The sequence below is a fragment of the Rhodococcus sp. BP-160 genome, assembly GCF_019836205.1.
Lineage (GTDB): Bacteria > Actinomycetota > Actinomycetes > Mycobacteriales > Mycobacteriaceae > Rhodococcoides.
This window is the reverse complement of the sequence record NZ_JABUEK010000005.1, coordinates 186,319-204,766: the sequence shown is the minus strand read 5'-3', so window position 1 is coordinate 204,766 and position 18,448 is coordinate 186,319. Positions and strand designations below refer to the sequence as shown.

The 18,448-nt window shown below is 69.3% G+C and carries 20 protein-coding genes and 1 tRNA gene; 13 read left to right on the top strand and 8 right to left on the bottom strand.

Translation table 11 applies throughout. The annotated features are described in order from the left end of the window. Positions 1-11 precede the first annotated feature (11 nt). A complete protein-coding gene (locus HQ306_RS19000; protein ID WP_222633138.1) occupies positions 12-869 on the top strand; it encodes an NmrA family NAD(P)-binding protein in 858 nt (285 codons plus the stop codon). A gap of 9 nt (positions 870-878) precedes the next feature. Here HQ306_RS19000 and HQ306_RS18995 read toward each other — a convergent pair whose 3' ends face one another. Beyond that, positions 879-2,813, bottom strand: coding sequence for an acetoacetate--CoA ligase (locus HQ306_RS18995; RefSeq protein WP_222633137.1), 1,935 nt, complete (start codon positions 2,811-2,813; stop codon positions 879-881). A gap of 207 nt (positions 2,814-3,020) precedes the next feature. On the opposite strand from HQ306_RS18995, the gene HQ306_RS18990 reads away from it, so the two are divergent. Further along, on the top strand, positions 3,021-3,383 hold the full coding sequence (locus HQ306_RS18990; RefSeq protein WP_056443708.1) for an STAS domain-containing protein: 363 nt from the start codon (positions 3,021-3,023) through the stop codon (positions 3,381-3,383). Positions 3,384-3,391: 8 nt separating this feature from the next. Here HQ306_RS18990 and HQ306_RS18985 read toward each other — a convergent pair whose 3' ends face one another. Genes HQ306_RS18985 through HQ306_RS18975 form a run of 3 tightly spaced genes read right to left on the bottom strand, consistent with a single transcriptional unit; the run spans position 3,392 to position 6,630 of the window. Then, positions 3,392-4,573 (bottom strand): zinc-dependent alcohol dehydrogenase, encoded by a 1,182-nt coding sequence (locus HQ306_RS18985; RefSeq protein WP_027506400.1) that lies wholly within the window; start codon positions 4,571-4,573, stop codon positions 3,392-3,394. A gap of 35 nt (positions 4,574-4,608) precedes the next feature. Next, positions 4,609-5,523: an SDR family oxidoreductase gene (locus HQ306_RS18980; RefSeq protein ID WP_222633136.1), complete on the bottom strand. Its 915-nt coding sequence runs from the start codon at positions 5,521-5,523 to the stop codon at positions 4,609-4,611. A 45-nt stretch (positions 5,524-5,568) separates the two neighbouring features. Continuing rightward, the gene (locus HQ306_RS18975) at positions 5,569-6,630 is read right to left on the bottom strand and encodes an NAD(P)H-binding protein (protein WP_222633135.1); all 1,062 of its coding nucleotides are present in this window, start codon (positions 6,628-6,630) and stop codon (positions 5,569-5,571) included. Between the two features lie 95 nt (positions 6,631-6,725). Here HQ306_RS18975 and HQ306_RS18970 point away from each other — a divergent pair, with 95 nt between their 5' ends. After that, entirely contained in the window at positions 6,726-7,430 is a 705-nt protein-coding gene (locus HQ306_RS18970) for a GAF and ANTAR domain-containing protein (RefSeq protein WP_222633134.1), read from the top strand. A gap of 9 nt (positions 7,431-7,439) precedes the next feature. Here HQ306_RS18970 and HQ306_RS18965 read toward each other — a convergent pair whose 3' ends face one another. Then, positions 7,440-8,354 (bottom strand): DAPG hydrolase family protein, encoded by a 915-nt coding sequence (locus tag HQ306_RS18965; protein WP_222633133.1) that lies wholly within the window; start codon positions 8,352-8,354, stop codon positions 7,440-7,442. 227 nt (positions 8,355-8,581) lie between these two features. On the opposite strand from HQ306_RS18965, the gene HQ306_RS18960 reads away from it, so the two are divergent. From HQ306_RS18960 to HQ306_RS18935, 6 genes are all read left to right on the top strand, one after another. Continuing rightward, positions 8,582-9,166, top strand: a complete 585-nt coding sequence (locus HQ306_RS18960) for a TetR/AcrR family transcriptional regulator (RefSeq protein WP_027506396.1) — start codon at positions 8,582-8,584, stop codon at positions 9,164-9,166. Between the two features lie 101 nt (positions 9,167-9,267). Further along, on the top strand, positions 9,268-9,945 hold the full coding sequence (locus HQ306_RS18955) for a methyltransferase (protein WP_308115512.1): 678 nt from the start codon (positions 9,268-9,270) through the stop codon (positions 9,943-9,945). Between the two features lie 49 nt (positions 9,946-9,994). After that, the gene (locus tag HQ306_RS18950) at positions 9,995-10,168 is read left to right on the top strand and encodes a CDGSH iron-sulfur domain-containing protein (RefSeq protein ID WP_082544411.1); all 174 of its coding nucleotides are present in this window, start codon (positions 9,995-9,997) and stop codon (positions 10,166-10,168) included. 46 nt (positions 10,169-10,214) lie between these two features. After that, a complete protein-coding gene (locus HQ306_RS18945) occupies positions 10,215-10,673 on the top strand; it encodes a Fur family transcriptional regulator (RefSeq protein ID WP_308115511.1) in 459 nt (152 codons plus the stop codon). Then, positions 10,670-11,107 carry a hypothetical protein gene (locus HQ306_RS18940; protein WP_027506393.1) on the top strand — a complete coding sequence of 146 codons (438 nt, stop codon included), beginning with the start codon at positions 10,670-10,672 and terminating at the stop codon, positions 11,105-11,107. Before HQ306_RS18945 ends, HQ306_RS18940 begins: the two co-directional genes overlap by 4 nt. Before the next feature lie 16 nt (positions 11,108-11,123). Continuing rightward, positions 11,124-11,348 (top strand): hypothetical protein, encoded by a 225-nt coding sequence (locus tag HQ306_RS18935; protein ID WP_027506392.1) that lies wholly within the window; start codon positions 11,124-11,126, stop codon positions 11,346-11,348. A 110-nt stretch (positions 11,349-11,458) separates the two neighbouring features. Here the strand turns inward: HQ306_RS18935 and HQ306_RS18930 are convergent, their stop codons facing one another. The 3 genes from HQ306_RS18930 to HQ306_RS18920 all read right to left on the bottom strand — a co-directional run bounded on the left by HQ306_RS18930 (position 11,459) and on the right by HQ306_RS18920 (position 13,913). Beyond that, complete coding sequence (locus HQ306_RS18930) at positions 11,459-12,787, bottom strand: lipase family protein (RefSeq protein ID WP_222633132.1); 1,329 nt, start codon at positions 12,785-12,787, stop codon at positions 11,459-11,461. 73 nt (positions 12,788-12,860) lie between these two features. Continuing rightward, positions 12,861-13,667 (bottom strand): transglutaminase family protein, encoded by an 807-nt coding sequence (locus HQ306_RS18925; protein WP_027506389.1) that lies wholly within the window; start codon positions 13,665-13,667, stop codon positions 12,861-12,863. A gap of 172 nt (positions 13,668-13,839) precedes the next feature. After that, positions 13,840-13,913: transfer RNA gene (locus HQ306_RS18920), tRNA-Gly, on the bottom strand. Between the two features lie 71 nt (positions 13,914-13,984). On the opposite strand from HQ306_RS18920, the gene dcd reads away from it, so the two are divergent. From dcd to HQ306_RS18900, 4 genes are all read left to right on the top strand, one after another. Continuing rightward, positions 13,985-14,551 (top strand): dCTP deaminase, encoded by a 567-nt coding sequence (dcd, locus tag HQ306_RS18915; protein ID WP_027506388.1) that lies wholly within the window; start codon positions 13,985-13,987, stop codon positions 14,549-14,551. A gap of 98 nt (positions 14,552-14,649) precedes the next feature. Beyond that, a complete protein-coding gene (locus tag HQ306_RS18910) occupies positions 14,650-16,203 on the top strand; it encodes an Hsp70 family protein (RefSeq protein WP_222633131.1) in 1,554 nt (517 codons plus the stop codon). Positions 16,204-16,266: 63 nt separating this feature from the next. Beyond that, positions 16,267-17,388 (top strand): hypothetical protein, encoded by a 1,122-nt coding sequence (locus HQ306_RS18905; protein WP_222633130.1) that lies wholly within the window; start codon positions 16,267-16,269, stop codon positions 17,386-17,388. Positions 17,389-17,501: 113 nt separating this feature from the next. Continuing rightward, complete coding sequence (locus tag HQ306_RS18900; protein ID WP_156380600.1) at positions 17,502-18,446, top strand: Hsp70 family protein; 945 nt, start codon at positions 17,502-17,504, stop codon at positions 18,444-18,446. Positions 18,447-18,448: the final 2 nt, after the last annotated feature.

Below are 18,448 nucleotides of genomic sequence, written 5' to 3'. Positions count from 1 at the left end.
GAGACATGCTCATGACCACGACAGCGGTGACCGGCGCGACCGGACAACTCGGCAGCGCAGTGATTCGATCGCTCCTCGATCACGGGGTCGCCGCGGGCGACATCGTGGCCGTGGTGCGCGACGAGGCCAAGGCCGCCGACCTGGCGGCGCGCGGTGTCGTCGTCCGCGTCGCCGATTACGCGGATCCCGCTGCGTTGCGCGCCGCTCTCGACGGGGTGGACAAGCTCCTGCTCGTGTCGGGTTCCGAGCCCGGGAAGCGAATCCCGCAGCACACCAACGTCATCGAGGCCGCCGAGGCGGCCGGTGTCTCGCTCATCGCGTACACCAGTGTGCTGAAGGCGCCGACGAGCGGCATCAGTCTCGCGCCCGAGCACGTCGCCACCGAGCAGCGCCTCGCGTCATCCTCCGTGCCGTCCGTGCTGCTGCGCAACGGGTGGTACTGGGAGAACTACGCGGCGTCGATCGGCCAGGCACAGCACACCGGCGCCATCATCGGGAGCGGCGGGTCGGGTGTCGTGGCCGGTGCTGCTCGGGCCGACTACGCGGCGGCCGCGGCCGCGGTGCTGATCGCCGACGACCAGGCGGGCGCCGTGTACGAGCTGGGCGGCGAGCGTCTGACGTACGAGGGTCTGGCGGGTGCGATCTCCGAGATCATCGGCGCGCCGGTGGAGTACCAGGATCTGAGCACCGACGAGCACATCGGCGCGCTCGAGGGTGCGGGACTGCCCGCGCCCGTCGCGCAGATGCTGGCGAGCGCCGACGCGGGCATCGCCCGCGGCGACCTCGACACCGAGTCGGGAGATCTGACTCGACTGCTCGAGCGTGAGCCGGTCTCGGCCGTCGACGCGCTGCGCGCCACGCTGAGCTGAGCCGACAGGTCAGGACCCCGGCGCCAGCGCCGCGAACCAGCGCAGCGCGTCGGGGTCGTCGACCGACTCCGGATCGGCCACCGTCGACGGGTCCGCACCCGACAGGATCTTCTTGACCGGGATCTCGAGCTTCTTCCCGGTCCGCGTGTGCGGCACGGCGCGGATCTCGATGATGTCGTCCGGGACGTGACGCGGCGAGGCCTCCCTCCGCAGCGCCGCCGAGATGCGTTCGCGCAGATCGTCATCGAGCTCCACGTCGTCGGACGTGACGACGAACAGCGGCATCCAGTAGCTGCCGTCCGGGCGTTCGAGACCCACGACGAGACTCTCTGCGATGCCGGGCAGACGCTCGACCACGCCGTAGATGTCGGCGCTGCCCATGCGCACACCGTTGCGGTTGAGCGTGGCGTCCGATCGTCCGTGGATCACCACGCTGCCCCTGCTGGTCACGGTGATCGAGTCGCCGTGCCGCCAGACGCCGGGGAACGTGGAGAAGTACGCGTCGGCGTAGCGGTCACCGCTCGGGTCCTTCCAGAACCCGACGGGCATGGACGGCATCGGCGCGACGATGACCATCTCACCCGGTTCGTCCACCAGCGGGGTTCCGTCGTCGCTCCACGCCTCCAGAGCGACACCGAGATTCACGGCAGGAATCTCGCCGGGGACCACGGGCACCCCGGTGGGCGCTCCCACGAATCCGCTGACGACGTCCGTGCCGCCCGATACCGGCGCGAGGTGCACCGACCGCCCCACGTGCTCCGCCACCCAGCCGTGCGCCGCGGCGGGGAGGACCGACCCGGTGACCCCGAGAATGCGCAGTGCCGAGAGGTCCTGTGCCCGAGCCGGTTCGACCCCGACACTCTCGCAGTGCAGGAGGTACCCGGGACTGGTGCCGAGCACGGTCACGCGGTGCCGCGCCGCGAGCTCCCACAGTGCGCCGGCGTCCGGATGGCCGGGGCTGCCGTCGTAGCAGACGACGGTCGAGCCCACGAGCAGCCCGGCCAGCAGGTAGTTCCACATCATCCAGCTGGGTGAGGTGTACCAGAGGAACACGTCGTCCTCGGTCATGTCCGACTGCAGCGCAGCAGATTTGAGGTGCTCGAGCAGAACACCGCCGTGTCCGTGAACGATGCCCTTGGGGCGCCCGGTGGTGCCGGAGGAGAACAGCACCCACAGTGGGTGGTCGAACGGGACAGGCTCGGGGAGCACCCGTGGGCCACCGCGCCCCTCGTCGAGCAGATCGTCCCATCGGACGGCTCCGGTTACGTCGGTGCCGAGTCGGGAGAAGGCGATCACCGCGCGCAGGGAGGGAATCGAGGCCTGCAGTACCGCCACCTGGTCCCGGCGGTCGCGGTCCACACCGGCGAAGCGGTAGCCGTCGGCGGTCACCAACACCGTCGGTTCGAGCTGTCCGAGCCGGTCCACCGCGGCGGCTGCGGAGTAGTCCTGCCCGCACGAGGTCCAGACGGCGCCGAGTGCGGCGGTGGCGAGGAACGCGACGGCGGCCTCGGTCGTGTTCGGGACGTAACCGGCCACCCGGTCGCCGCTCCGCACGCCGAGGCGGTGCAGCGCGGCGGCGATCGAGGAGATCTGCTCGGCCAGTTCCGCGTAGGACGATGTGCGGGTGCCGAGCCCGCCCGGTTCGGTGTCGTCGATGATCGCCACGGACTCGGGTGACCGGTCGCACCACGCCAGTACGCGATCCACGTAGTTCACGCGGGCACCCCGGAACCACTGCCGCCCGCTGAACACGCGGGGGTCCTCCGAGGGGGACAGGACGGACTCGTGACCGGTGAGCGGCACGTCGAAGAAGGTGCTGACGCCGGCCCAGAACTGTTCCGGCTCGTCGACCGACCAGCGATGCAACGCGCCGTAGTCGGAAGACGAGCGTCCCGTGAACGTGGCGACCGAGTCCGAGAACCGGGCGAGAGGGCGGGGGTTCATGAGGACAGTCTGATGAACCCGCTCGGCGAGCCCGGCGCCGTGATCATTCCGTTACCCACCGTGACCTGATCGTGATGTTCCGGTTCGCCGAACCGCGATGTCGATCGATCAAAATTATCTGCAAGGCGGTCCAGCCCAGGGCCCTTCGCTACACCCACGGTACCGGTGCGAGACACCGCGTCCGAGCAGCGCCGCAGAAGGAACATGATGACCACGGTTGCTCCTTCCCACCACTCCTCCAGCCCGTTCGACGTCGTCGTCCACGCAGGCCACGACGGCCGCCGCATCGTCGCCGTCCGTGGCGACGTCGACCTCGTCACCGCGCGCGACCTGACCCGCTGCCTCCGAGCGGCCGTCTCGGACGGCCCCGTCACCGTCGACCTCACCGACGTCCGGTTCTTCAGCTCGGCCGGCGTGACCGCGATCGAGGACGTCCTGTCGGACGCCCCGACCGCGATCGACGTCGTGATCTCGCCGTCACCTCGGGTGCGGCGCACTCTCGGTGTCCTCGGCCTCACCCGTCTCGTGCCGGTCGTGGCTTCGGTGGAACCGGAGCCGCTCGCGAGCTGACCCGCTCGTCACGGACGCAGGATGATCTTCACGGCTCCGTCCTGCTTCTTCTGGAAAATCTCGTAGGCGTGCGGCGCCTGCGTCAACGGCAGGGTGTGGGTCGCGAAATCGTCCACGCCCAACGGATCGTCGTCCGTCAGCAACGGCATGATGTCGTCGACCCACCTCTTGACGTTCGCCTGACCCATGCGCAGTTGGATCTGCTTGTCGAACATGGTCATCATCGGCATCGGATCCGCCGCGCCGCCGTACACGCCGGACAGTGAGATCGTGCCGCCCCGGCGGACGATGTCGACCGCCGAGTAGACCGCGTCGAGGCGGTCCACTCCGGCCTTCTCCATGAACGGTTTCGCGAGGGCGTCCGGGAGCAGACCCGCCACCTGCTGCGCGGCCTTCGCCACCGGTGAGCCGTGGGCCTCCATTCCGACCGCGTCGACGACCGAGTCGGTACCGCGGCCGTCGGTCAGTTCGCGGACGACGTCCCCCACCTGCCCGCCGTGGGCCCGGAGATCCACCGTCTCGATGCCGCGAGCGCGGGCACGCTCGAGCCGTTCGGGTACGCGGTCGACGCCGATGACGCGGTATCCGAGATGGGTGCCGATGCGTGCCGCCATGTCGCCGATCGGACCGAGGCCCAGCACGGTCAGCGAGCCGCCCTCGGGCACCCCCGCGTACTGCACGGCCTGCCACGCGGTGGGCAGTACGTCGGACAGGTAGACGAATCGCTCGTCGCTCGGGCCCTCCGGGACCTTGATGTGGGTGAAGTCGGCGTGCGGCACCCTCAGGTACTGCGCCTGGCCGCCCGGCACTGATCCGTAGAGCTCGGAGTAGCCGAACAGTGCTGCGCCCATACCGGTCTCGCGTACCTGGGTGGTCTCGCACTGGGTGTACAGCGACTGATCGCACATGAAGCACGAGCCGCACGAGATCTGGAACGGGACGACGATGCGGTCGCCCACCGCCAGCGTCGACACGGCGCTGCCGACCTCGCGCACGATGCCCATCGGTTCGTGGCCGAGGATGTCACCGACGTTCATGAACGGCCCGAGCACCTCGTAGAGGTGCAGATCGGAGCCGCAGATGTTGGTGGACGTCACCTCGATGATGGCGTCCGTCGGATCCTGGATCGTCGGATCCGGGACGTTGTCGACGCGGACGTCGCGCTTGCCGTGCCAGGTCACTGCTCTCATGATGTGCCTTTCGTGTCGTGCGGATGCGGGAATGCTCAGGTGATCGGGGAACCGCCGGTCACGCCGATGACCTGCCCGGTGATGTAGCTGGACTCGCCCGAGGCGAGGAACACGTACGCGGGTGCGAGTTCCGCGGGCTGTCCCGGACGTCCGAGCGGCACCTGGTCGCCGAAACCGTCGACACTGTCCGACGGCATCGTGGCCGGGATCAGCGGTGTCCAGATGGGTCCGGGTGCCACGACGTTCACGCGGATGCCCTGCTGGGCGACGTCGCTCGCGAGCCCCTTGGAGAAATTGATGATGCCGGCCTTGGTGGTGGCGTAGTCGAGCAGTTCGGGTGAGGCGCTCACGCCCTGGACGGAGGAGGTGTTGACGATGGTCGAGCCCGGATCCATCACGGCCACAGCCTTCTTGGACAACCAGAACAACGCGTACAGGTTGGTCTTCAGTACGCGGTCGAACTGCTCGGTGGTGATGTCGGCGATACCGCCGCTCTGGGCCATCTGGAACGCCGCGTTGTTCACGAGAATGTCGAGACCACCCAGTTCGCGCACCGCGGTGTCGATCAGGGCGTCGCAGTGCGCCTCGTCGCGGATGTCACCGGGGACGCTGACGGCCCGGCGGCCGGCCTCCTCGACGAGCCGCACCGTCTCGCGCGCATCGGGCTCCTCGGACTCGAGGTACGACAGCACGACGTCGGCGCCCTCGCGCGCGAACGCCAGGGCGACGGCGCGGCCGATGCCGCTGTCCGCTCCGGTGATCAGTGCCTTCCGACCGGTGAGCCGCCCCGATCCGCGGTAGGTGGACTCCCCGTGGTCGGGGGTGGTCCGCATGTCCTCGGTCAGCCCGGGATGCGAGATCGGTTGCTGCCCCTCGCGATCCGGCGTCGGGTAGGCGGTACGCGGGTCTCTCATGGTGTATTGGTCGATCGAGCCGTTCGACGAAGTCATACCGGCCGGGTACCCGCGTTCCCGACCGGGAATCCTGGTCCCGCCTCAGGAACGCGGGTGCAACAGCGCTCGCGAGAATCGTCCGGACACGTCGTGACGCACCCGTCCGTCTCGGCCGATCGACACGACGCCGCCGGCCCACGAGGGGTCGGTGTCCGCCGCGGACTGCGGGTCGGCGGTGCCCTCGGCGTCGGTGCCGTCGTGCGAGCTGACCGTCAGCGACCGCCTGATGGACTCGTCGATACCCACGAGAGAGTCGACGGCGTGCGCGAACGTGTCCGTGGCCGCGTTGCCGCGACGGACGATCATGTCGTGATGCAGGCTGTCCACCAACGAGATCACGGTGCCGGGCGGCATCTGTGTGATGGCGGCGACGGCTCGCCCGACGATCGGTGTGGGAACCAGCGGCACGCGAAACTGGGGCCGCGACAGTTCGGCGATGGTCGCGTAGCGGGTGAGCAACTCGGGGTAGGTGAGCACCTCGGTCCCGCCGATGTCGTACGACCCCGGAATGGGCTCGTCCCCGAGAGCGGCGGCGATGATGTGCAGGACGTCGGTCGTCGCGATCGGCTGCACCTTCTTCACCATCCAGCTCGGCACGGGGGTGACCGGGAGCCGTTCGACCATCCTGCGTACGAGCTCGAACGAGGTGGAGCCGGACCCGAGGATGATGGCCGCCCGGAACACCGTCGCCGGAACGGACGAGTTGAGGAACACCTCCTCGACCTGCAGGCGGGACGTGATGTGGTCGGAGAGGTCCTCGTCGTCGTCGGGCACGTGGCCGGACAGGTAGACGATGCGGCCCACGCCGTGTTTCTCCGCGGCGCGCGCGACGGCCTGCGCGGCCTCGCGATCCTTGGTCACGAAGTCGCCGTCGTCCATCGAGTGCACGAGGTAGACGACCGCGTCCGCACCCTCGAGCGCGGCGTCGATGGACTTCTCGTCGGTGATGTCGAAGTGGACCGGCGTCACGTCGTCCTCCCAGCTGAAGGAGGACGCCTTGCTGTCGTCGCGCATGGCGGCGAGCACGTCGTGACCGTCGCCCAGCAGGATGGGAACGAGACGTGAGCCGATGTAGCCGGTGGACCCGGTGACCAGGATGCGCAAGACATGCCTTTCGAGTGAGTGATCCTGGTTTACCCGTCCCCGGTCGCGGTCAATCTGTGCCGAGTGTCATGCCCGCTGCTGCTCGAGGAGGTCGGATGAACGCGTCTCGACAACGGGAGCCGTCGGACATCGCGTCGGCGCTGGCGGCGTTCGCTCGCGACCTGACGGCGCACACCGATCTCGACGACACGTTGCGCAGGGTCACCGAGGCGGCCCTCGATCTGGTTCCCGGAACGGACGCCGCCGACGTGGTGGCGATCTCGGGCAGGTCGTCGTTCACCTCGCACGGGCCCACGTCGTCTCTTCCGCCGCGGCTCGACGCGGCTCAGATCGAGTTCGGGGAGGGCCCGTGCCTGGACGCCGCGACCACCACCGCGGTGGTGCGGGCCGACGATCTGACCACCGACACCCGGTGGCCGAAGTATGCGCCGATCGCCCTGGCGGAGGGCGTGCGGAGCTCGCTCTCCTTCCAGCTCTTCACCCACCGCGACACCTTCGGTGCCCTGAACCTGTTCGCGTTCGAGCCCCGAGCCTTCACCGACGACGCGATCATGGTCGGGGAGGCGCTCGCCACCCATGCCGCGATCGCTCTGACAGCGGGTCGGGTCGAGGATCAACTGCATTCGGCCCTGGCGTCCCGGGACGTCATCGGGCAGGCCAAGGGCATGATCATGGAGCGTTTCGGCGTCGACGCCCAGCAGGCCTTCACCCTGCTGACCAGGCTGTCCCAGGACTCCAACACCCCGATCGGCCGGTTGTCGGTCCAGCTGGTGGAGAAGGGGTCCGAGTCGGCTCGCTGAGGTGCCGGGTCACGAGAACTCGGCGTGCAGTTCGGGGAGGAACGCCGCGAGGTGGTTCATCTCCTGCCCGCAGTGCATCAGCAGATCACGACCGAGGTCGAGGCTCAGCTGCAGATCGGTCGGATCGACCGACGCACCACGGGCCACCGCACACGCGGCCTGCGTCACGTTCGGTACGTGCAGGCCGCGGAGGTTCAGGTGGAACCGGCTGCGCATCTCGGCGCCGCCCTCGATCGGGCGAACCTGGTGGGCGAGCCACCCCAGGTCCACGGGGGCGATGCTGCTCCCGACGCGGCCGAAGACGATGGTCTGATCCGACGGCACGGTGAACCCGTGCGCCACCGGGTCTCGGAAGTTGATCCCGAGCTGCTGCAGTTTCGGCCCCACGTACTCGTCGACGTAGGTGGTGTTGCCGATGTACTTCTGCCGGTCCGTGAGGTCGGCGGTGGTGAGGTCGGTGTCCAGGGCGGCGAACTGGTGCGCGTCGGGATGCCACAGCTTGTAGCGCGCGGCCTCGCTGGAGTGCCACCCGAACCACCAGTCCCACATGGCCGCAGTGACTCTCGGCATGACGGTGCGCACTGCCACGAAGACCACCCCGTCGGCGCCCTGGCCGTACCCGGTCTCCACGGCGGACGTCCCGGTCGGGCCGAGATCGCGCGTGATGTCCTCGAACCGAGGTACCGCTCCCGGCGGTAGCGCCGGGCCGGCGAAGGCGTCGGTCACGACCTGCGGCGCGGGGGCGGTCCGGGCCTGCATGTAGCGGGCGTACGGGAGCGCGAAGTCGGCGCCGCGGTAGCCGGGGTAGCGAACGGCGCAGGCCGCCGAGGGGAGTGTCGGCGCTGCGCGGACGCGCGGGGCGATCCCCACCGTGACCGCTCCCGCGGCGACGGCGGCCGCTCCCAACATCCCGCGACGACTCATGGCCCGATTCCTCAACATCTGTACAGAAAAGACGCCGGCGACCCCGGTGTCAAGCACGAGCGGACGTGCCGAGACGGGTGTACCCTCAACGCCTGTCATGATCGTGACGCGGCAGTCGGGGGACGGTGGAGCGGGCTCGATCAGCCCGTTCCGCCGGCGCGATCATCGTGAGCCGACCGTGACCGGTGATGGTGGTACCGGCACGTCAGGGCCGTAACATCTCACCAATGAGTGATGGTGAGACGGTGGAGAAGCCCAGAAGTCGGCGCTCACTCATCTCTGCCGCCGCGGTGCAAGTGCTCGCCGAACGCGGTCCCCGTGGGTTCACTCATCGTGCGGTCGATCAGGCAACCGGTCTCGGTGCCGGCGCCGTCAACTATCACGCGCCCGATCGAGCAACCCTGCTCTCGCTGGCGCTCGACGAGGTGTTCCGGAGAGATCTCGAGGTCGCCGGTCGGCACTTCGCACTCGACACCTGGCATCACGACGCCGTGGTCGACGCCGTCGTCGGGTTCGTCCGCGACATGTGCAGCGAGGAGCATCGCGGCCGCGTCGTCGCACGGCACCACCTTCTCGGCGAGGGTCTGGTGCGGCCCGAACTCAAGGCGGCGTTCGACGCCCAGTTGGCCGCGTTCGTCGGCCTGGTGTCGTCCAAGATGAGCGAGGCGGGCTACCCCGCGACCGTGGCGTCGGCGGAACTGTTCGCCATGTCCGTGGACGGTCTGCTCACCCGCCAGGTGGTCATCGGGGTCGAACCGCTTGCCGACGAGGAGATTCCGCGCATCGTCTCCATCATCGCTCGGAGGTGGTGACGCGCCGGTCCCGCGTTTGAATCGCGTCCGTTCGGGAATGCCATTCCTGAAGAAAGGCGGCAGATGCTGCCAGCGCATCTGCGCCGACGGAAGGTTCTCGTGTGACGACGATTCATCGCGACACGATCAGCATGGTGCGTGCACACCCCGGTGTGTACGCCCCCCAGGACGATTCGAGACTGCTCTGCGAGGTCATGGCGGTGGCGGCGTCGCCCCTGGGTGCGCGTGCCCTCGATCTGTGTACGGGTACCGGAGTGCTCGCACTCCAGGCTGCGTGTCTCGGTGCACGTGAGGTGCTCGCCTACGACCTGGATGCTCGCGCCGTCGCGTGCGCCCTGGACAACGCCGAGCGCATCGGTGTCGAGGTCGATGCGCGACAGGGCACGCTCATCGACGCCCTCGCCGAGGCGCCGTTCGACCTCGTGGTCTCCAATCCGCCGTACGTACCGTCGCCGACCGCGCCGGAGGGGCGCGGTGTGCACCGTGCGTGGGACGCCGGCGCCGACGGTCGCATCGTCCTGGACCCGTTGTGCGACAATGCCTTCGATCTCCTCACTCCGGGCGGCACCATGCTGATCGTGCAGTCCGAGTTCGCCGGTGTAGACCGCACGATCGAGCGTCTGATGCGGTCCGGCACCACGGTCGACGTGGTAGCTCGCCGTCGCATCGCGTTCGGTCCCGTCATGCACGCGCGCGCCGAGTGGCTCGAGGCCACGGGCGCCCTGCAGCCGGGTCGGCGCTCCGAGGAACTGGTGGTCGTCCGTGCCCGACGCGCCTGACGCTGCTCCCGCAGCACGGCTCGTCCGGGTGGTTCCGGGCGGGCCGGTGATGGTGGAGGGGCCCGTCGACGTGGAGATGGAGGACGGCACCCGCGTGCGGTCCGACCGCTTCATGGTGGCTCTCTGCGCGTGTCGACGCAGCAAGAACTACCCCTTCTGCGACACCAGCCATCGCCGCAAGATCCGTGCGTCCACCACCGAGGACCGGGGTCGCGACGACTGACACGGCCCGGACGTTTCACGGCGCCCTGCGGGGGCACTCCGGCGTCGTGGACACCAGGGAACAGCCGACGGTCGTCTCGTCGGAAGAGGAGTGGCGTCGGGTACTGCGTGAGCGCGGGCTGCGCGTGACCCGCCCGCGCCTTCGCGTGCTGAACGTCGTGGCGCGGCACCCACACGTCGACGCCGGCTACGTGGCTCGCACGCTGAAGAGCCAGGGGATGTCGCGGCAGACCGTCTACGGCAACCTCGACGCACTCGTGTCGGTGGACCTGCTGCGGCGCATCGAGCCCGCCAATTCGCCCGCGCTGTACGAACTTCGGGTCGACGGCGACGACCACCACCATCTGATGTGCCGGCAGTGCCGCCGAGTGTTCGACACGGCCCTCACCTCCGATGTGCGTCGACGCGCTCCCGAGCCGGAGGACGACGACTTCGACATCGACGGCGTCGACGTCTTCTTCTGGGGTGTGTGTCGTGACTGCCGGACGGGTAACCAGCAGGTATGAGCGATGATCGCGAGAAGATGCTGACGGACCACCACCGTCCGGACGGGTCCGACGATGCCACGGTGTCCGCCGTCGGTTCGGTCTCGGAGGCCCTCGAGTGGGTGGAACGCGCCCGCGGCCACCTGTACACGTTCCACCAGCTGATGGGCCACGCCGATCTCCAGTTCGGCTCTGCCGCGGACGAGCTCCGCGACGCCGGGCACGGTGACGCAGCGGACGCACTGGAGCGAGAGGTGATCGGCCGCAACGTCATCGAGGGTCGGTGGACGTTCCAGATGGTCGAGGACTTCGACGACGGGTACTGGACCACCGCGCGCGAGCACGAACGCCGGATCCGCGACGACCTGATGGACGGCCGCCGTCACGTCTTCGAGGCGGAGATGAAGGAGGATCGACGCACGCACGGCAAGCGCGGTCACGAGGCAACACCCTGACAGGAGGATGGACACGATGACGATGACGAGCGACACGGTGCGCGGCGTGCTCGACGCACCCGACGGAACGCTGCTGGTGATGCGGGACGGTGAACTGACGATGACCGACGACGATTCGGGTGCCGTTCTGGTGACCACCAAGGCGGCACTCGTCGAGCAACTGGGAGACGACCGGTCACCCGAGCGACTCGAGACGGCGGCCACCGCGCTGAACGACATGATCGACAAGCTCGGGGCGTGATCATGTCGACGTCCGACGAGAAGCACTCGGAGCCGTCCGGTTTCGCGGAGGCGTCGGGGCCACCCGACTTCGGGATCGAGCCGACGCGCCGCGACTCCGGCGACGACCGCCTAGCGGACCCGGCCGAGCAGAGCGCGACCGGTCGAGACGGTGAGCCCGAGCAGCCCGCGGACACCTGACACCGACAGGGCCGAGGACCACACGGTCTCGGTGGTGTTCGGGGGCACCGGGCGGTCGGCGATGCGATCGGCGAGCCAGTTCAGCGTCGCAGGTGCGGCAATGGGGTGCAGCGACAGGTGCTCGCTGAGCCGGTCGCGCACGTACGTCACGTGGGCGCCGGCGGTGCGGTACCGCTCCACCTGCCCGTCCACGTCGTCGACGGCGATGATGGGGTCGTGCACCGCCTGCATGATGAGGAGCGGGAAGCTCGGTGCGGACTTGCCCGGCTGGATGTCCTGGAAGATCTGCACCAGCTCGGGGGTCGCCATGACGTCGGCGAGCGGGATGTCGGTGTAGCGCTCGAGGTCGTGCATCAGCAGCGTCAGAACGGCGTGCACCGTGGTCTTGCGCTCGAGCGAGGACAGAATGGTCATGCCGGGCTGCGCGACGTGATCGCGGATCGTCCGGTCCAGATCGGGGTAGGTGCGGCGCAGACCCTCGACCACCATGATGGGCAACGCGGCGAAGATCGTGCCGTTGAGGCGGGAGAACGCCGACGCGGGATCACCGACGGGCGAGCCCAGCGCGGCACCGACGACGTTCAGCTCCGGCGCGTACTCGTCCGCGGCCTCGGCGGCCCACGACGTGGCCAGCCCGCCGCCCGAATACCCCCACAGTGCGACGGGCGCCGAGTCGTCGAGCTCCAGAGGTGCGAAGGACAGGGCGGCGCGGATGCCGTCGAGAGTGCAGTATCCGGGTTCGATCGGTGCACCCCAGCGGCCGTCCATGCCCTCGTGATCCGGCAGGGACAGCGCCCACCCGCGGCGCAGCGCGTACAGGATGATGAGCAGCTCGAACTGGGGCACGGCGCCGTGGGCGTGTGCTCCGTCCCGCAGCGCGTACGACGGGAAGCAGCGGTCCGAGACGGCGTCGATGGCGCACTGGTAGGACAGCAGCGGCCTGCTCCGACCCGGAACCGCGCCGGCCGGCAGCAGGACCGTGGTGACACCCGTGCGCGGTTCGCCGTGCATGTCGGACGTCCGGTAGAGCAGCTGCCATGCCGACACGCGCTGGCGGATGGTGCCGAACAGGGCGATCTCGACACGGCGCGACCGCAGCACGGCCCCCAGCTCGGCCTTCTCGAACCCGGCGGGGGAGCGGTAGAACGGATCCTTGTTCGGCGTCGTCGTCAGCCGCTCGACGGCATCGTCGGAGTCAGTACTCCGGTCCGCCGCCGTCCCTCGCCCACCCGTGAACGCTGCATCTCGTTCGATGCTCATGTGCGTCTCGCTTCCTGATTCGTCGAGTCACAGTAACCCGACGACGCAGGAGGCGACCGACGCATGCGCCGGATCAGGTGAGGGAGACCAGCTCGTGGATGTCGTCCTTCGGCAGGCCGTCGGTCGCCACGGCCGTGACCGTGGAGCTGTTCAGCGTGATCGAACCCTTGTGGTTGTCGAGGAACGCGGTGTCGGCCGCATCGCGTCCGGTCGCGATCCGGACCAGCGTCGACCGAGGTGCGAGGCACGTCGCGTCCACGACGTGCCAGGTGTCGTTCACCAGGGCCTCCGCGACGGCGTGGAAGTCCATCGGGTCGCATCCGGGTGCATAGACGGCGACCAGACGAGCCGGAACGTTCAGCGCGCGCAGCATCGCGACGACCAGGTGCGCGTAGTCACGGCACACGCCGGCACCGGCGAGCAGCGTGTCCGCCGCACCGTCGATGGGATCGCTGCTCCCCGGGACGTAGTGCAGTCGACGGCCGACCCAGTCGGACACCTCCGACAACAGCACCGCGTCGTCCGACTCGCTGCCGAACTCCGTGGCGGCGAAGCCGAAGAACTTGTCGGCCTCCGCGTACCGGCTCGGACGGAGGTAGACCGAGCGATCGAGATCCGTGACGGGGGACGGCTCCGCGTTCCCGGTGACGGTCGCGTCGTAGTAGACCTGCAGGTTGCCCACCGGCGCCTCGAGGACGTGGATCCGGTTGCCGTGGGCTCCGCTGACCTCGCGGGCCTCGACCGTCTTCCCGTCCAGGACGAACGAGAGGGTCTCGGCGACCTGCGCGCCGGGATGCGGTGCCACGGCGATCTGGAACTCCAGGGTGCTGGCGGCCGTGATGTCGACATCGAGGCGTGCGGAGACGACGCGTTCGGTCATGGAGGTGCTCGTTTCCGGGGGGAGAGGGGGTGTGCGCGGAGGTGTACCCAGCCTGACCAGGAACGACGCGTGTCGCTGGACACAGTGGGACGACCGCGGGCCTGGATCGTGGAATGTGGGCCCCGGAATCCGGGGTCTGGGTTCCACCATCGCCCGGCGGCGAGGGGAGACGTGGAGCCGATGACGGGAATCGAACCCGCGTATTCAGCTTGGGAAGCTGATGTTCTGCCATTGAACTACATCGGCCGGTGGTGCTGCCCTGAAGATTAGCAGGGCGCCCGGGTGGCCTCGGCGGGCTCGGTCGATAGTCTCTGTGCGTGCTGCTCTCCGATCGCGACATCAAGGCCGAGGTGGATGCCGGAACGCTCGGCATCGAACCGTTCGACGAGGCGATGGTGCAGCCGTCGAGTGTGGACGTGCGCCTGGACGGGCTGTTCCGGGTGTTCGACAACTCGCGCTACACCCACATCGATCCGAAGCTGCAGCAGGACGAGCTGACCACCTTGGTGGAGCCCGCCGAGGGGGAGCCGTTCGTTCTGCATCCGGGCGAGTTCGTGCTCGGGTCGACGCTCGAGCTGACGACCCTGCCGAACGATCTCGCGGGGCGACTGGAGGGCAAGTCGAGTCTGGGCCGGCTGGGACTTCTCACACACTCGACGGCGGGTTTCATCGATCCGGGCTTCAGCGGACACATCACGCTTGAGCTCTCGAATGTCGCCAATCTGCCCATCACATTGTGGCCGGGCATGAAGATCGGGCAGCTCTGCTTGTTCCGTCTCTCCAGTCCGGCGATCAATCCTTATGGCAGCTCAGCGCTGGGATCGAAGTATCAGGGACAGCGCGGTCCGACCCCGTCGAAGGCTTATTTGAACTTTCTCCAGTAGACCTACGGTCGGTTTTCGCCGTCGTATACGTTGCTATGCCCGGTTTGACGCTCTACTATCGGTCTGTCTGAAACTCCGACAGCCGATGGTGGTGATCCATGATGCGAACCGAGACGGAAACGTTCGGTGTCTCCATGAGCACCGGGTGCGTGCGCGGAGTCGTGATGGACCCGGAGGGCCGGGTCGTCGAGGCGCGCTCGCTCGCCACCGGATCCGACCATCCTCTGTCCGCGGCAGCTGCGGCAGCGTTCGAGATGGCCGCGGATCTGTGCGTGGGTCCGGACGCGCCGGTGATCGCCGTTGGGGGAGACCCCGAGAGCACCTACGGTCCCGGCGGAGTCCGACTCGTCGCCGAGTGCGACGCGCTGCTGGCCGCCGCACGGATGGAGGGCTGCGTCGACTCGGCTCGCACCCTCGCGATCGTCGACCTCGGTCGGGTCGGCACGCGCGTGCACGTCCTGGACACGCAGACCGGTGACCTGTACTCGAGCGTGGGCATCACGGAACTGTCCGGTGACGCGATCGACGCCGCGGTCACCGATCACCTGTCCACCACCTTCGGTGCTGCCGAGAAGATGAGCCCCGCGGCCGTGCGCACTCTGGCCCGAGACAGTCTCGCGGCCAAGGAGATGTTGTCCGACGAGCGTGCGGTCGACCTGTCGGGGCCGTTCGTCACCGACTCGGTTCGCCTGCGCCGCACCGACTTCGAACTTCTCATCGCCCAGCCCACCGCGATGCTCGTCGACCTCGTGGACGACGCCGTGGCCCGGGGAGCCGACGCCGTGCTCCTGGTCGGCGGCGGTGCGCACATCCCGTCGGTGCGCCGCGACATCGCCGCCCGCGTCGCGGTCCCCGTCATCACGCCGCGCTGGCCGCAGTTCTTCGCGGCGATGGGCGCCGCACATCTCTCCACCGTCGTGCCCCCCGCCGTGGACGCCGTGCCGCTGCCCGTCGTCGCCGCGCCGCCGGCGGACGACGAGGTCACGGCCGCCTTCACCACGGTGGCGGAGCCGGTTTCCACCCCAGCGGCGGAGCCGGCTGACACTCCGGAACCCGAGGTGGCGCCGGAGCCGGAGACCGCTCGACCACCGCTGCCCACGCCGCGCGTCGTCACCGGTGCTCCTCGACGCGCCCGCTCCACGCGGCGACGTCGGTCCCGCGCTGGTGTCGTGGTGGGAACCACGGCGCTCGTCGCCGCGGTCACCCTCGGCGCGGCCGCCGGCGCGTCGGGACGGTCGGAGACCGAGGCCGTGCAGGCGACGGATCGCGTCGTCGTCACGTCGTCCGTCGACGCCACGCCCACTGCCACCACCGTGCCCAGCACTGCCCCGCGCGTCGACGCGGCGCCGGCCTCGCCCTCGGCGGCGTCGTCGAGCGCCACCGCCGCGCCGGCGCCGTCCACGGAGACGCCCGTCGCAGCACCGTCGAGCGTCACGCCGTCGACCTCGATCTCCCAGCGCCCGACGCCCGCCCCGGCACCCTCCACCGCGGTACAGGACGAGCCGGAGGAGACGCCGGAGCTCACCACGACACGGCGGCCGAACTCGAACACCAGCACGACGACGACATCTGCGGCTCCGTCGCCGACGTCCACGACGACTCGGACGACCACGCCCGCGGCAACCAGCGCCCAGCCCACCACGGCGCACTGATCCATCGGGCGGGACCGTACGAGACCACGCATCATCGAGAACGAACAGGCGGACGACGACGACATGCACATCGTGCTGGGAATCTCGGCGACGAGCGACGAGGTGACGGCGGCTCTCGTCGACGTCGAGCTGCCTCGGCTCGGTCCGGTCGACGAGCGCACCATCCCGATGCAGACCGGGTCGCCGGCCGAGGTGGCCGCGGCGGTCGCGACGTCCATCGGTGTCATGCGGCTCCGGGCTGCCCGCGCCGATCTGCTGCTCACCGGTGCCGCCGTCGTCCTCGAGTCGCCGCATCTGCGTGAGCCCGTCGAGTCCGCGCTGCGCGACGGTCACGTTCGCGACGTGGTCGTCGTCGACGCGGTGGACGTCGATCCGTCCCTCGAACCGGCGGTCGCCGTCGCGCTGTGGGCCGACCACGACGCGGGCGACGCGATCACCGGTCCGATCCCGGTGGTGCTGCCCGAGCCGGTCGACGCGTCCTCACGCGAGACGCGCCGAGGGTTCGCCGTCGTGGGTGCGGGAGTCGCTGCCGCCGTCCTGGCCGGATCGTTCGCGGTCTGGGCCGTGACGGGACCGCGGGCTCCCGAGGCTGCCGGTGTCGCGGAACCCCTGTCCACGTCGGCCACCGACTCGGCCGAGGCGGGCACCGGTATCGCTCCCAATCCCGCAGCGCCCGCCGGATCGAGCTCCACGGCCGTGCCGGCACCCGTGCCCGGCGGCACCACGGCCGCGGACGCCCTCACCGGCATCCGCCCCGGTGTCACGCAGCCGAACGGAGCCGTGTCGGTGCCCGCCGCACCCGGTGCCGCGACCACGCGACCGGGAACCTCGTCGGCGGCGCCGTCCAGCGGCGCATCGACGAGCGGTGGTTCCTCGAGCGGTGGATCGACGACCAGTGGTTCCACGAGCGGTGGTTCGACCAGTGGAGGCTCGACCAGTGGAGGCTCCACCGGTGGCGGATCGACCAGCGGAGGCTCCACCGGTGGCGGATCGACCAGCGGCGGCGGAACCGGCACGGGTGGTACCGACCCCGGCACCGGTACGGGCGGTGGTTCCGGCGGCGACGAGACACCCGGATCGACGGGAGGCTCGTCGTCCGAGCCGCCGACGGATTCCGAGCCGCCTAGCCAGCCGTCCGAGCCCGACCCGACGCCGGACACGTCCGGTACCGCGTCGGTCGAGTGACGCCCCGGTTACTAGTGAAACCAACCAAACTTTGCCAATAGCCACTGAGAACCGACCTTTTCCCTGTTCGAGCGCCTAGGCTTCGTCGCGGAACACCAGGAACGGGGCGGGTCATGCGAGCAGTGGTAGGAATTTCCCTCGGAGCGTCGGCGATACGAGCCGCGGTGATGGATCCCATGGGCCGTGCGTTGCTCGGTACCGAGTCCGTCACGGTGGCACGCGGTCGTGATCGACTGGAAGCCGCTGTCGACGTGGTGGATTCGGTCTGTGCGCGCCACGGCGCCGATCGTGAGACCGCCGTGCTGGTGGTTCCGGACGAGCCCCGGTCACGCGTGGGAACCATCTCCCTGTCCGTGCACACCGGCGGATGTGTCCGTCTCGCTTCGGAACTCGGCGCCCAGCTGATGTATCTGAGAATGCGCGGCCTGGTCGAGTCGGGATCCACGATCGCCGTCGTCGACATGGGGAAGAGCGGTACGTCGGTGTCCGTCGTCGACGTGGCCACGGGCTTCGTCAAGGATGCGACGTGGACCGACCGCTACCGGGGCAGCGCCTTCGCGGACAGTGTCCGCGAGCACCTCCTGGCTGCCTACGGCACAGCGGAACCGCTGTCGCCGAACGACTCTCAGCTACTGACCGAGGGCGTCGAGTGGGCGATGGAGATGATCGCCCTGCATCGCGTCGTGCGCGTCGGCGGACCGTTCGTCGGGGGCACTGTGAACGTCTGGCGGACCACGGTGGACCGGCTGATGCTGGACTACGTCACCGAGGCTGCCGACTGGGTGAGCGATGTGGTGCGCCGGGGTGCGCATCGTGTCGACGCCGTGGTGCTGGCCGGCGGACCGGCGAACCTCCCTCTGCTGCGCGGTGTGTTCGCGCGCGAGTGGGGTTCCGCTCTGGTGATGCCGCAGGATCCGCAGTCCATCGCCGCGACGGGGGCTGCCCTCCTCGCCGCACGGCGGTCGGAGTCTCCGTTCAGCGCGCCGCTGCCGGTGGTACCGACGCGGTCGGAACCGGTGCCCGCGGTGACGACGCAGTCGCGGCACGCACTGGTCTGACC

Coding starts and splice junctions, on each gene's coding strand:
- HQ306_RS18950 (WP_082544411.1), top strand. CDS start 9,995: ATGGTGGAGGGGCCCGTCGACGTGGAGATGGAGGACGGCACCCGCGTG.
- HQ306_RS18980 (WP_222633136.1), bottom strand. CDS start 5,523: ATGACTTCGTCGAACGGCTCGATCGACCAATACACCATGAGAGACCCG.
- HQ306_RS18970 (WP_222633134.1), top strand. CDS start 6,726: ATGAACGCGTCTCGACAACGGGAGCCGTCGGACATCGCGTCGGCGCTG.
- HQ306_RS18960 (WP_027506396.1), top strand. CDS start 8,582: ATGAGTGATGGTGAGACGGTGGAGAAGCCCAGAAGTCGGCGCTCACTC.
- HQ306_RS18930 (WP_222633132.1), bottom strand. CDS start 12,787: ATGAGCATCGAACGAGATGCAGCGTTCACGGGTGGGCGAGGGACGGCG.
- HQ306_RS18965 (WP_222633133.1), bottom strand. CDS start 8,354: ATGAGTCGTCGCGGGATGTTGGGAGCGGCCGCCGTCGCCGCGGGAGCG.
- HQ306_RS18935 (WP_027506392.1), top strand. CDS start 11,124: ATGACGATGACGAGCGACACGGTGCGCGGCGTGCTCGACGCACCCGAC.
- HQ306_RS18925 (WP_027506389.1), bottom strand. CDS start 13,667: ATGACCGAACGCGTCGTCTCCGCACGCCTCGATGTCGACATCACGGCC.
- HQ306_RS18995 (WP_222633137.1), bottom strand. CDS start 2,813: ATGAACCCCCGCCCTCTCGCCCGGTTCTCGGACTCGGTCGCCACGTTC.
- HQ306_RS18905 (WP_222633130.1), top strand. CDS start 16,267: ATGCACATCGTGCTGGGAATCTCGGCGACGAGCGACGAGGTGACGGCG.
- HQ306_RS18900 (WP_156380600.1), top strand. CDS start 17,502: ATGCGAGCAGTGGTAGGAATTTCCCTCGGAGCGTCGGCGATACGAGCC.
- HQ306_RS18985 (WP_027506400.1), bottom strand. CDS start 4,573: ATGAGAGCAGTGACCTGGCACGGCAAGCGCGACGTCCGCGTCGACAAC.
- HQ306_RS18940 (WP_027506393.1), top strand. CDS start 10,670: ATGAGCGATGATCGCGAGAAGATGCTGACGGACCACCACCGTCCGGAC.
- HQ306_RS18910 (WP_222633131.1), top strand. CDS start 14,650: ATGATGCGAACCGAGACGGAAACGTTCGGTGTCTCCATGAGCACCGGG.
- HQ306_RS19000 (WP_222633138.1), top strand. CDS start 12: ATGACCACGACAGCGGTGACCGGCGCGACCGGACAACTCGGCAGCGCA.
- HQ306_RS18990 (WP_056443708.1), top strand. CDS start 3,021: ATGACCACGGTTGCTCCTTCCCACCACTCCTCCAGCCCGTTCGACGTC.